The 12526-nt window shown below is 72.5% G+C and carries 9 protein-coding genes and 1 pseudogene; 8 read left to right on the forward strand and 2 right to left on the reverse strand.

The annotated features are described in order from the left end of the window. The first annotated feature begins 14 nt into the window (after positions 1-14). The gene (locus FH715_RS16365; protein WP_139645906.1) at positions 15-1613 is read left to right on the forward strand and encodes a beta-N-acetylhexosaminidase; all 1599 of its coding nucleotides are present in this window, start codon (positions 15-17) and stop codon (positions 1611-1613) included. Positions 1614-1657: 44 nt separating this feature from the next. Here FH715_RS16365 and FH715_RS16370 read toward each other — a convergent pair whose 3' ends face one another. Continuing rightward, positions 1658-1936, reverse strand: coding sequence for a type II toxin-antitoxin system antitoxin (locus FH715_RS16370; protein WP_139645908.1), 279 nt, complete (start codon positions 1934-1936; stop codon positions 1658-1660). After that, positions 1933-2901, reverse strand: a complete 969-nt coding sequence (locus FH715_RS16375) for an SPFH domain-containing protein (RefSeq protein WP_139645910.1) — start codon at positions 2899-2901, stop codon at positions 1933-1935. The genes FH715_RS16370 and FH715_RS16375 overlap by 4 nt, the downstream gene beginning before the upstream one ends. 457 nt (positions 2902-3358) lie before the next feature. Between FH715_RS16375 and FH715_RS16380 the strand changes: the two are divergent. The 7 genes and pseudogenes from FH715_RS16380 to FH715_RS16410 form a co-directional block, all read left to right on the forward strand. Continuing rightward, positions 3359-3901: pseudogene (locus FH715_RS16380) on the forward strand (RNA polymerase sigma factor); the annotation flags it as partial. An 871-nt stretch (positions 3902-4772) separates the two neighbouring features. Further along, positions 4773-6143, forward strand: coding sequence for a DUF6716 putative glycosyltransferase (locus FH715_RS16385; RefSeq protein WP_139645913.1), 1371 nt, complete (start codon positions 4773-4775; stop codon positions 6141-6143). A 52-nt stretch (positions 6144-6195) separates the two neighbouring features. Continuing rightward, on the forward strand, positions 6196-7437 hold the full coding sequence (locus FH715_RS16390; RefSeq protein ID WP_139645915.1) for an acylneuraminate cytidylyltransferase: 1242 nt from the start codon (positions 6196-6198) through the stop codon (positions 7435-7437). After that, positions 7434-8366, forward strand: coding sequence for an N-acetylneuraminate synthase family protein (locus FH715_RS16395; RefSeq protein WP_139645916.1), 933 nt, complete (start codon positions 7434-7436; stop codon positions 8364-8366). Before FH715_RS16390 ends, FH715_RS16395 begins: the two co-directional genes overlap by 4 nt. An 85-nt stretch (positions 8367-8451) precedes the next feature. Next, the gene (locus tag FH715_RS16400; protein ID WP_139645918.1) at positions 8452-9537 is read left to right on the forward strand and encodes a hypothetical protein; all 1086 of its coding nucleotides are present in this window, start codon (positions 8452-8454) and stop codon (positions 9535-9537) included. 459 nt (positions 9538-9996) lie between these two features. After that, positions 9997-11196 carry an amidohydrolase gene (locus FH715_RS16405; RefSeq protein WP_139645920.1) on the forward strand — a complete coding sequence of 400 codons (1200 nt, stop codon included), beginning with the start codon at positions 9997-9999 and terminating at the stop codon, positions 11194-11196. A 252-nt stretch (positions 11197-11448) separates the two neighbouring features. Then, positions 11449-12483 (forward strand): BMP family lipoprotein, encoded by a 1035-nt coding sequence (locus tag FH715_RS16410; RefSeq protein WP_139645922.1) that lies wholly within the window; start codon positions 11449-11451, stop codon positions 12481-12483. The last annotated feature ends 43 nt before the right edge of the window (positions 12484-12526 follow it).

Raw genomic sequence — 12526 nt, forward strand, 5'->3', positions numbered from 1 at the left:
GTTACCTTCGGAATATGCGACAAGCGCCCTGGCGAATATGCGCACTGGCCGGAGCGGTGGCGTTGATCGCCCTCGCCCTGGTCGTGACGATGACCAGACCCTCAGGCGACCCCCACGACGAGGCCGGTTCCCGGCAGCCGGGGGGCGTCGGCGAGTCCCCCGCGACCCCCCTGCCCACCGGCCCGGACGAGGCGCCGCGCACGGTGCCCGCCGTCCGTTCCTTCGACGCCGCCCCCGGCCCCGGCTGGGCCCCCGCGGACTCCACCCGGGTCGTGACCGACCCGGACGGCTCCCTGACCGACGAGGCCGACCGGCTGGCGGACGAACTGTCCGTCGACCGGGCGGACGAGGACGCGGGCCCCGGGGACATAGAGCTGGTGCTGGACGACGGCGCCGACAGCGGCGCCGAGGGCTACCGGCTTCGGACCGATGACCAGCGGGTGACGATCACGGCCGAGACGGACGCCGGCGCGTTCTACGGCACGGTCACCCTCGTCCAGGCCGTGCGCGACCAGGGCGGCATCGCCCAGGGCACGGTCGAGGACCGGCCCGACCGGCCGCAGCGCGGCCTGAGCCTGGACATCGCCCGCAAGCACTACGACGCCGAGTGGATCGAGGCGCGGCTGCGCGAGATGGCGGAGCTGAAGCTGAACCAGCTCCAGCTGCACTTCAGCGACGACCAGGGCTTCCGCATCGAGAGCGAGTCCCACCCGGAGATCGTCTCCGACGACCACCTCACCAAGGACCAGGTCACCGACATCATCCGACTGGCCCAGTCGCTGCACATCGATGTGATCCCGGAGATCGACTCCCCCGGGCACCTCGGCGTGGTGACGGAGGCCCACCCCGACCTCCAGCTGCGCGAACAGGACGGCTCGGCGACGCCCGGCGCCATCGACATCGCCAACCCCGACTCCGCCGAGATCGTCGACGACCTGCTGCGCGAGTACGCCGAGCTGTTCCCCAGCGACTACCTCCACCTGGGCGGCGACGAGTACGCGGCGCTCTACAAGTCCGACCCGGACGCCTCCTACCCGGACCTCGCCGAGGCGGCCAGGGAGCGCTTCGGCGACGACGCCGGCGTCACCGACCTCGCCACCGGCTGGCTCAACGACCGGGCCGACGTCGCCAGGGACGCCGGCAAGACCCCGCAGGTGTGGAACGACGGGATGCACGCCGGCGGCGAGGTCCAGCCTGACCAGGAGCGGGAGGTCACCTACTGGACCGGCCGCGAGATCGGCGCCCGGGAGCCGGTGGAGTACCTGGAGGGCGGCTGGCCGCTGGTCAACATGAACTCCGAGTACCTCTACTACGTGCTCGGCGAGCCCAACGAGTTCACCTATCCGACGGGGGAGCGCATCTACCAGGAGTGGACCCCGGACGTGGTGCGCGGCAGCGAGCCGGTGCCGGAGGAGTTCCGCGACGCCGAGCATGTGCCGGGCGGGCGGTTCGCCGTCTGGGGCGACATCGCGGACGCCCAGACCCAGGACGAGGTCGCCGCCGGCATCACGGGGCCGTTGCGCGCGGTCGCGCAGAAGCTCTGGGACCCGGCCGAACCCGAGCTGGAATGGGCCGAGTTCAGCCAACTGGCCGACCGGGTGACGGCGGCCTGAGCGCGCGGCGGAGGCGAACGGGGGTCCCGGCGGCCCTCGTTCGCTCACTCCCCGTCCCGCTCCGGCGCGTCCGGTGCCTCCCCCTCGGCGCCCGCCGCGGGCGGCCGGCCCCGGCGGGCGGGGGGCCGGGCGCCGGACGGCAGCCGGCCGGCCTCCCGCAGCGCGCGGCGGATCAGGTAGTCCAGCTGGGCGTTGGTGCTGCGCAGCTCGTCCGCCGCCCAGCGCCGCAACGCCTCGTGCACCGCGGGGTCCAGACGCAGCAGCACCTGCTTCCTCGTGTCACGCGCGGCGCGGTGTCCGCGCCCCTCGGACGGCTCGGTCACTGGTACAGCGTGCCGGTGTTCAGCACGGGCTGGGGCGAACGGTCGCCGCAGAGGACGACCAGCAGGTTGGAGACCATGGCCGCCTTGCGCTCCTGGTCCAGCTCCACCAGCTCCAGCTCGGTCATCCGGCCCAGCGCCGCCTCCACCATCCCGCAGGCGCCCTCGACGATGGTCTCCCGCGCGGCCACCACGGCGCCCGCCTGCTGGCGCTGGAGCATCGCGGAGGCGATCTCCGGCGCGTAGGCGAGATGGGTGAAGCGGGACTCGACGATCCGCACCCCGGCGGGGCTGACCCTGGCGGTGAGCTCGACGGCCAGCTTCTCGGTGATCTCCTCGGCGTTGCCGCGCAGCGAGAGCGCGTTCTCGCCGGGGGCGTCGTAGGGGTACTCGATGGCGATGTGCCGGACGGCGGACTCGGTCTGGGTGGCGACGAACTCGACGAAGTCGTCCACCTCGAAGCTCGCCTGCGCGGTGTCCCGCACCTGCCAGACGATGACGGCGGCCAGCTCGATGGGGTTGCCGTCGGCGTCGTTGACCTTGAGCACGGCGGTCTCGTGGTTGCGGACCCGGGTGGAGATCTTGGCGCGGGTGGTCAGGGGGTTGACCCAGCGGAGGCCGTCGTCGCGGATGGTGCCCACGTAGCGGCCGAAGAACTGCACCACCCTGGCCTCGCCGGGGGCGACCATGTTGAGCCCGCTCATCGTGAGGATCGAACCGGTGAAGAGCAGCGAGCCGAACACGATCGCGACGGTGCCGAGCGCCGCCCGCTCGTCCTTGGCCAGCAGGATGCCGAGCACCAGGACGGCCGCGCCGAGCAGCGTCCCGAGGAACGTCAGCAGCAGAGCCAGCCCGCCGGGGACGCTGTGTGCCGGGGTCTCCCGTATCGACGGCTCCGTCGTGGGCTCGGTCGTCGGATCGGTCGGATCGGTGGGCTGTCGCTGGTCGGTGGTCTGCGTGGATGTCATGTGTGGCTCCGCCCTGCCCGTGGGGTCCTCGGAAGAGGCTGTCTATCTAAGTGCTATCACTTTAACGGTATGTGTCGGCGGGTGGTGGAACGGGGGTGCGGAGAAGTGGGGAGGTTGGCGCGGAGAACACGGCGGAACCGGCCGGAAGACGGGGGGAAGGCGTGAGAGCGCTGTGCGGCCTGGTGCGTTCCGCGGGGAGACGGGGCAGTCACGGTGGGACAGCCGGGGCCGCCACCCCCCACAGGAGAGACCCCGGCTGTCCGCCGGACGCGGGCCCCTGACCGGGCCCGTTCGGCACTTCCTTCAGCGCCTCGGGACCGCTTTCCGTTACCGCGCGGATACGGCCGGATGCGCCATGGACGGCACCGCTGGGGACGCGTAGCGTTCAGAACAGAAGGACAGACAGTTACCACCGTGGGAACGAGTGTGCGGCCGAGGGGTCGCCAAGGGGGCGGGAGTGCAGGGGGCAGACTGCGAGCTGACCGAGGCGGTCCATGCCGCTCAGGGAGGCGACGAGGCCGCGTTCCGCGCGGTCTTCCGTGCCGTGCATCCCCGGTTACTCGGCTATGTGCGCACCATCGTGGCCGATCCGGACGCCGAGGACGTGACGGCGGAGGCATGGCTCCACATATCGCGTGACCTCGATCGTTTCCATGGCGACGCCGACCGCTTCCGCGGCTGGGCCGCCCGCATCGCGCGGAACCGGGCGCTGGACCACCTCAGGGCGCGCGGCCGACGGCCCAGGGAGTGCGGCACGGACGAGACGGCGCTGGTCGACCTCCCGTCCTCGGCCGACACGGCGGAGGAGGCCATCGCCGCGCTGGGCACCAGCCGCACCATCGAGCTGGTCGCCGAGCTGCCGCAGGAGCAGGCCGGCGCGGTGATGCTGCGCACCCTCTTCGGACTCGACGCCAAGCGCGCGGCGCTGCTGCTCGGCTCCCGCCCCGGCGCCGTCCGCACCGCCAACCACCGGGGGCTGCGCCGCCTCGCCGAGCTGGTGGAACGGGCCTGACGTGACGGGCCGGCGGAGCGCTGTAACGCAAACGCGGGGCGCGGCGCAGTAAGAAGCAGGCCGACTGGTCATCGGCCGACAGGGGCTCACCCGGAGGTCCCCCCCGTACCTCAGGGAGCCCCAGGCGCGGGCGGGGTGGTTTTCCCCCAGCCCTGCCCGCGCCACTCTCTTTCTTTTTCCCGGAAGGGGCCGCCGAGCGGCCCCTTTTTCCGTTCCCCCGGCGCATGGTTGCTCGCGCAGTTCCCCGCGCCCCTGGTGGGGGCTGGCGTGGTGGGTCAGGTACGGGTTTCGCCTGCGGCAGGTGACGGCCCGCTTGGGGGCGCGGGGAACTGCGCGGTGCATTCGTGGCGGGGGTTGGTCGACTACTGACCTTGCCGGTCTGGGTGGGTTGTCGTCTGCGCCCCGGTGGTTGGTTGCTCGCGCAGTTCCCCGCGCCCCTGGATTGGGCTGGCGTGGTGGGTCAGGTACGGGTTTCGCCTTCGGCAGGTGGCGGCCTGCTTGGGGGCGCGGGGAACTGCGCGGTGCATTCGTGGCGGGGGTTGGTCGACTACGGAGCTTCGTGGCCGGGTGGGTTGTCGTCTGCGCCCCGGTGTGTGGTTGCTCGCGCAGTTCCCCGCGCCCCTTCTCGGCCGGTGGGCGGTTGGGGCCCCCGGCGGCGAGGCGCGGGCGACCACGGTCCGCACCGGCAAGGTGGGTTGTCGGAGGGCCGTCCCAACGGTGTCCGTGAGGTGAACAGCGTCGCCGAGACAGGTGAACACGCCCTCTGACGAGGCCAGTTCGGGTTTATGTGTCGTGCTGTTAACGCCCTGTTGTCATTGAGTTGGTCCGCGACTCGAAACGGCTGCCTAGCGTTCAGAACGTGCCCGATTCATCCCCCACCAAGACCCGCGTGGCCGTGCTGGCGGATTCCGACACCCGGTGGAAGTGGGGCGCCCTGACGGCGCTCCGCATAGCCCCCGAGTCGGCCGTCCATGGCTACCTCCTCTGGGGCCGCGCCACACCCACGGCCCGGCAGCTCGCGGAGGTGGGGGCCGAGGCCCAGGACCTGACCGAGATCAACGCGGTCGACTTCCTCGCCGAGCAGGGCCGCAGGGCCTCCGGCGAGAACCCCGAGCTGCCGCCGTTCGACGTGCTGGTGCTCTCCTGCGTCGGCGGCACCACCCAGGCCATGCTGCACGGGCTCGCCCGCGCCTGGGAAGGCGCCGAGCGCCGCCCCGTCGTGGTCACCGGCTACGTGGGCGTCGTCTACGAGAAGCTCTCCGACGGGCTGCTGCTGCGCCACGGCGCCGACCTGGTCCTCGCCAACAGCCCTTACGACGTGCGCCGTTTCCGTGAGATCTACGAAGGCGTCGGCGCGGGCGGCGACTCCGTCACCCCCTGCGCGCTGCCGTTCCTCGGCGGCACCGCCCACGACCCGGGCCCCGCCGCGCGCGGCGAGCGGCCGACGCGGGTGGTCTTCGCCGTGCAGCCCTCGGTGCCCGAGGGGCGCGCGGAGCGCGCCTATCTGCTGGGCCGCGCCATGGCGCACGCCCGGCGCCACCCGGACCGCGAGGTGGTGCTCAAGCTGCGCAGCAAGCCCAGCGAGCACACCACCCACATCGAGGAGCTGCCCTACCAGCGGCTCGCCGAGCGGGCCAAGGAGGAGTGGCCGGCCAACTTCAGCCTCGCCTACGGCAACATGGGCGAGGTCCTGGACACCACCGACCTGCTGGTGACGGTCTCCTCGACGGCCGCCCTGGAGTCGCTGGAGCGCTCCATACCCACGGCCGTCCTCACCGACCTCGGCGTCCGCGAGCCGCTGGGCAACCACTACTTCATCGGCTCCGGCTGCCTCGCCTCCTGGGACGAGATCGACGACGGCCTGATCCCGACCCCCGACCCCGGTTGGCTCGCCGACCAGGGCATCACCCGGGGCGCCTCCAGCGTGGAGAGCGGCTTCACCGCCGCCCGCGGCAGGCTCGCCGCCCTGCTCGACGAGCGGGCGCGCGACGGGCTGCCCCCGTTGGCCCCCTACTACACGGCGCGCACCGCGCCCGGCTATCTGCCGCGGCTGCTGGCCCGCCACGGGCTCGACCCCAAGGGCGAGCCGTTGGCCGACCAGCCGTCGAACGCCTCCGAAGCGGGCCTGCGCGGCGCCTCGAAGAAGCTGCTGCGCCGCACCGCCCGCGGCGCCTACCGCGCGGGCGCCCAGCGCGTCGCCCCCCTCATCCGCCGCTGGGGCCAGCTGTGAACGCCCACCCCCCGGCCACCACACCGAACCGACCTCGACGAAGGCGTGAGCCATGAGCACAGTGCTGGCCGTGATCCCCGCGCGCGGAGGCTCCAAGGGAGTTCCCGGCAAGAACCTCGCGCCCGTCGGCGACGCCCCGTTGATCACCCGCGCGGTGCGGGAGTGCCGGGCCGCGCGCCTGCTGACCTCCGTGGTCGTCTCGACCGACGACCCGGGCATCGCCGCCGCCGCGCACGCCGCGGGCGCCGAGGTCATCGAGCGCCCGGAGGACATCTCCAGCGACACCGCGACCAGTGAGGCCGCCGTCCTGCACGCCATGGGCGTCTACGAGGAGCGGCACCGCGTCAAGGTCGACGTGGTGCTGCTGGTGCAGTGCACCAGCCCGTTCATCAGCCGCGAGGAGATCGACGGCGTCTCCGCCGCCGTGCTCGACGGTGCCGACACCGCGCTGACCGTCGCCCCGTTCCACGGCTACGTCTGGCGCGAGGCCGCCGCCACCGGCGGCCAGGGCGTCAACCACGACAAGGCGTACCGCCCCCGCCGCCAGGACCGGCCGCAGGACCTGCTGGAGACCGGCGCCGCCTACGCGATGCGCGCCTCCGGCTTCCGCGCCGAGCGGCACCGCTTCTTCGGCCGCACCGAGCTGGTGCGCGCCGACCCCGCGCGGGTGCTGGAGATCGACGACCCGCACGACCTGGCCCGCGCCCGCGCGCTGGCCCCGCTGCTGGACGGCGGACGGAACGCGATAGCCACCGGCACCTCCGCCGACCACGACAGCTACTCGCGCTTCCCGCACTTCCCCGACTACCTGCCCACCCGCGCCGACGTGGACGCGGTGGTGCTCGACTTCGACGGCACCCAGACCGACGACCGGGTGCTCGTCGACTCCGAGGGAAGGGAACTCGTCTCGGTCCACCGCGGCGACGGGCTCGGCATCGCCGCGCTCCGCCGGGCCGGGATGCCCCTGTTGATCCTCTCCTCGGAGGAGAACCCGGTGGTCGCCGCCCGGGCGCGCAAGCTGCGCATCCCGGTGATGCACGGCGTCGACCGGAAGGACCTCGCCCTCAAGCAGTGGTGCGAGGAAGCAGGAATCGCCCCGGAGCGCGTGCTCTACGCGGGCAACGACGTCAACGACCTGCCGTGCTTCCACCTGGTCGGCTGGCCTGTGGCCGTCGCCAGTGCCCATGACGTCGTGCGCTCCGCCGCCCGCGCTGTCACCTCAGCGCCGGGCGGGTCGGGCGCCGTCCGCGAGATCGCCTCGTGGCTCCTCGGAAAGGAACTGACAGCATCATGACCGCAGGAAACCGGCTCCGTCAGCTCGGCGACCGCATCGTGGGCCCGGGCCGCCCGGTCTACATCACGGGCGAGATCGGCATCAACCACAACGGTGACCTGGAGAACGCCTTCGCCCTGATCGACGCCGCCGCCGAGGCCGGCTGCGACGCGGTGAAGTTCCAGAAGCGGACCCCCGAGATCTGTACCCCCCGCGACCAGTGGGAGATCGAGCGGGACACCCCCTGGGGCCGGATGACGTACATCGACTACCGGCACCGGGTCGAGTTCGACGCCGACGACTACCGGGCGATCAACGAGTACTGCGTCAAGCGCGGGCTCCACTGGTTCGCCTCGCCGTGGGACACCGAGGCCGTCAACTTCCTTGAGGGCTTCGACGTTCCCGCCTACAAGGTGGCCTCCGCCTCCCTCACCGACGACGAGCTGCTGCGCTCGCTGCGCGCCACCGGCCGCACCGTCATCCTCTCCACCGGGATGTCGACGCCCCAGCAGATCCGGCACGCCGTCGAGGTGCTCGGCAGCGAGAACATCCTGCTCTGCCACGCCACCTCCACCTACCCGGCCAAGGCCGAGGAGCTCAACCTGCGGGTGATCCACACCCTCCAGGCCGAGTACCCCAACGTGCCGATCGGCTACTCCGGCCACGAGACCGGCCTCCAGACCACGCTGGCCGCCGTCGCGCTCGGCGCGGTCTTCGTCGAGCGCCACATCACCCTGGACCGCGCCATGTGGGGCTCGGACCAGGCCGCCTCCGTCGAGCCGCAGGGCCTGACGCGGCTGGTGCGGGACATCCGGATCATCGAGGAGTCCCTGGGCGACGGCGTGAAGCGGGTCTACGACAGCGAGCTGGCCCCGATGAAGAAGCTGCGCCGCGTCAAGGGCGTCGTGGCCGAGAACAACGAGAGCTCCCCCGAGCCGGCCTCGGTCTGAGGCCGGGCAGCCGGCGCCCCCCGTGCGCCGGCACCCACCACCCCGCCGACGCGGGAGCGTCACGCGGTCCCGGACGGAGAGGTCCATGAGCGAACCCCAGACCAGGAAGGCCGGAACGGCCGGGGCGACGGAGACGGCCGAGACGCTGGCCTTCGCCGAGAGCCCGGTCCAGCTGCTCAACATCCTGGAGTGGGCCAGCGCCACCGAGACCGAGTGCGCGGTGGTGGTGCTCCCTCCTCGTGACCCCACGACCCGTGGCCAGCTGCGCCGGATGGCGCGGCTGGCCAGGGACTCGGGGCACCAGGTCCGCTGGCAGGAGGCGCGCGGCGGCGCCGGCGCGCCTCCCAGGACGCTGGCCGCGCTGGCCGGGCCGCTGCGCAGGGCCCGCCGGCTGGTGGTGGGGGACCCGTTCTCCCGCTACCTCCAGCTGCTGCTCTCGCTCAGCCGCCCGCGCGACATCGTGGTGGTCGACGACGGCACGGCGACCATGGAGTTCGTCTCCCAACTGGCCAACGGGGAGCGGCTGGTGCGCTGGCACCGGCCGTCCTCCCGGGGCGCGGCCGGGCTGCTCTTCGCGCCGGTCGCACGCCGCGCGGTGCACCGGCTCTCCCCGGCGCCCGGCCGGGTCGTGGAGATCTTCACCGCGATGCCGGTGCGCCCCATGGAGGGGATCACCGTCACGGAGAACGCGTTCCCCTGGACGCGCCACTACTTCGGCAAGCCGCGCGTCACGGAGGGGGCCGACCTGGTCGGCACCTCCCTGGTGGAGACCGGGGTGCTGCGGGAGGACCGTTACCTCGCCGCCGTCGGGGACCTGGCCAGGGAGCACCACGTCACCCGCTACTGGGCCCACCGCAGGGAGAGCGCCGAGAAGCTGCGCCGCCTCGCGGACGAGACCGGCGTCGAGGTGATCCGCCCGGACCTGCCGCTGGAACTGGTGGCCAGGCGCGGGCCGATAGGCGGAACGATCCTGAGCTTCCCCTCCACCGTGGTGCACACGCTGCCCCGCGTGCTGGCGGACACGGAGGTGCGGGTGCTGGTCTGCGACCTGGCCGAGGGGTGGTTCACGGACCGCGTCACGGCACGCGCCAGCGGCTTCCTCTCCGCCGTCACGACCACGGCCCGAGGCACCCACGGCCTGGTCTCCCTCCCCGCCCCCCAACAGACCTGAGCCACCCACGGCCGGCGGCAGGACCGCGGTGAACTACGCGAGCAACCCCACGCCGGCGCAGGGGCGCGGGGAACTGCGCGAGCAACCCCACGCCGGGCGGCAGTCGACAACGCGCCCGCCCGGTACGGCTCGGTGGTCGTCTGCCCCCCGCCACGAACGCACCGCGCAGTTCCTCGCGCCCCCCAGCCGCCCACCGGCGGTGGAGGTGGCGCGAGCAACCCCACGCCGGGCGGTACTCGACAACGCACCCCCGCCACCCCGTACCGTGGTCGCACCCCCACAAACCACAAGCGTGCCGGTGCAACTTCAGTCCGGAAAAGGGCAATCACGCGCAAGCATGGATAAGAGAGCACTCATACCCAGTCACACCACGACCCAACCGAATATCTATGCATCTGTTGTGTGAACTTTGCATGATCGCCGGCCCATCGGCCGGTGATCGGGGCTAACCTCGATCACGTGAGTGATCTGCTGTCCCCTGAGTCCACCCCCACGACGCTCGACGACGCGCTGCGTGCGGAACTCATCGCCTTCCGGCGCGACCTCCACCGTCACCCCGAGCTGGGTAACCAGGAGGTCCGCACCACCGCCGTGCTCAAGGACCGTCTGGAGCGTGCCGGTCTGGCCCCCCGCGTCCTCGACGTCGGCACGGGCCTGGTCTGTGACGTACGCCCACCCGGTGCCGAGGGGGAGATGCTCGCGCTGCGCGCCGACATCGACGCGTTGCCCATCCCGGACACCAAGACGGTCCCGTACCGTTCCTCCGTCCCCGGCCGCGCCCACGCCTGCGGGCACGACGTGCACACCACGGTGGTCCTCGGCGCCGGCCTGGTGCTGGCGAGGCTGGCCGCCGAGGGGCGGCTGACCCGCCCGGTGCGGCTGATCTTCCAGCCGGCCGAGGAGGTGCTGCCCGGCGGGGCGACGGACGCCATCGAGTCCCGCGTGCTGACCGGCGTCGGCCGCATCCTGGCCCTGCACTGCGACCCGAAGGTCGAGGCCGGCCGCATCGGCCTGCGCACGGGGGCGATCACCTCGGCCTGCGACCGCGTCGAGGTCACCCTCGCCGGCCCCGGCGGTCACACCGCGCGCCCGCAGCTGACCACGGACCTGGTCACCGCCGCGGCCAAGGTCGTCACCGAGGTCCCCGCGCTGCTCGGCCGCCGCGTCGACACCCGCGCCGGGCTCGCCATGACCTGGGGGCGGCTGACCACCGGCCACGCGCCGAACGTCATCCCACAGTCGGCCGAGCTGTCCGGCACGATGCGCTGCCTGGACCTCGACACCTGGCGGCAGGCGCCCGACCTGGTGCACGCCGCGGTGGACGAGGTCGCCACGCTCTGGCGGGCCAAGTCGGAGATCCAGTACATCCGCGGCGTCCCCCCGGTGGTCAACGACCCGGGCTCCACCGCGCTGCTGGCCGAGGCGATGACCGCCAGGTTCGGCGCCGAGTCGGTGGAGTCCACCGAGCAGTCGCTGGGCGGCGAGGACTTCTCCTGGTATCTGGAGCAGGTGCCGGGCGCCATGGCCCGCCTCGGGGTCCGGCCGCGCGGGGACGCCTCGGGGGTCGTCAGGGACATCCACCAGGGCGACTTCGACGTCGACGAGCACGCCATCTCCGTCGGCGTCGACCTGCTGACGGCCGCGGCGCTCCTCGGCTGAGCCTCGGCTGAGCGGACGTACCTCGTGGATCACGGTCATGTCGTGGACGGAAGGGCGCGGGCCTCTCGGCCCGCGCCCTTCCGCGTCGGCCGCCGCGTGACATGGACCACCCGTCATCGTTGCCTCCACGTTGCCTTAACACCGATCTGATAACGGGCCCAAACGTGAGGCTGTCTCCCCTGTTCTACGCGCGTTACGATCGGCCCAACAGCGCCGTAAGAGGCGCTTTCAAACCCGAAGGGATCGGTCCTCTTGCGCCGCGTATCGAGGTTCGCAGCAACGGTCGCCATCGCCGCGACGCTGGCCCTGACGGCCAGCGCCTGTGGGGAGAGCTCGACCGAGTCCAATGACAACGAGGGGGACAAGGGCCCCGGCATCGCCTTCGACGTGGGCGGGCGCGACGACCACTCGTTCAACGAGTCGGCCGCGACCGGCGCCGACCGCGCGGGCGAGGAGCTGGGCGTCACCCCCGAGTTCCAGACCGCGCGCAGCGGCGAGACCAACGCCGACCGCGTGCAGCGCCTGACCGCGCTGGCCAACGAGGGCTACAACCCGGTCATCGGCGTCGGCTACCTCTACGGCGACTCGATCCAGCAGGTCGCCGCCGACTTCCCGGACACCACCTTCGGCGTGGTGGACGCCGCCCCCGAGGGCGACAACGTCTACGGCATGGTCTTCGCCGAGCACGAGGTCTCCTACCTCGCCGGCGTCGCCGCCGCCCTGAAGAGCGAGACCGGCCGCGTCGGCTTCATCGGCGGTGTGGACAACCCGCTGATCCAGAAGTTCCAGGCCGGCTTCGTCCAGGGCGTCACCGAGACCGACCCGGACATCGACGTCGAGGTCGACTACCTCTACGCCGACGACGACCGCGGCTTCGCCGACCCGGCGAAGGCCAGCGAGAAGGCCAACGCCATGCTCGGCCGCGACGTCGACGTCATCTACACCGCCGCCGGCTCCTCCGGCAGCGGCTCGGTCGAGCAGGTCGCCGCCGTCGAGGGCGCCTGGGCGATCGGCGTCGACTCCGACCAGTACCAGCAGCCCGGGCTCGCCGAGTACCAGGACTCGATCCTGACCTCCGGCGTCAAGCGGGTCGACGTGGCCGTCGAGGACCTGATCACCGCCGTCCACAACGGCGAGGCCCCGTCCGGTGTCCACGAGTACACGCTGGCCGAGGACGGCGTCGAGCTGTCCACCTCCGGCGGGTTCATCGACGACATCCAGGGCGATATCGACGCCGCCACCCAGCGGATCATCGACGGCGAGACCACCGTCAGCGACACCCCGTGACACCACGCCGGCGCCCGCGCCACCGCCCCGCGCCGGGGCGGAC

Source organism: Streptomyces sedi (assembly GCF_006335015.1).
Taxonomy (GTDB): Bacteria; Actinomycetota; Actinomycetes; order Streptomycetales; family Streptomycetaceae; genus Streptomyces; species Streptomyces sedi.

Coding starts and splice junctions, on each gene's coding strand:
- FH715_RS16375 (WP_139645910.1), bottom strand. CDS start 2,901: ATGACATCCACGCAGACCACCGACCAGCGACAGCCCACCGATCCGACC.
- FH715_RS16395 (WP_139645916.1), top strand. CDS start 7,434: ATGACCGCAGGAAACCGGCTCCGTCAGCTCGGCGACCGCATCGTGGGC.
- FH715_RS16400 (WP_139645918.1), top strand. CDS start 8,452: ATGAGCGAACCCCAGACCAGGAAGGCCGGAACGGCCGGGGCGACGGAG.
- FH715_RS16390 (WP_139645915.1), top strand. CDS start 6,196: ATGAGCACAGTGCTGGCCGTGATCCCCGCGCGCGGAGGCTCCAAGGGA.
- FH715_RS16365 (WP_139645906.1), top strand. CDS start 15: ATGCGACAAGCGCCCTGGCGAATATGCGCACTGGCCGGAGCGGTGGCG.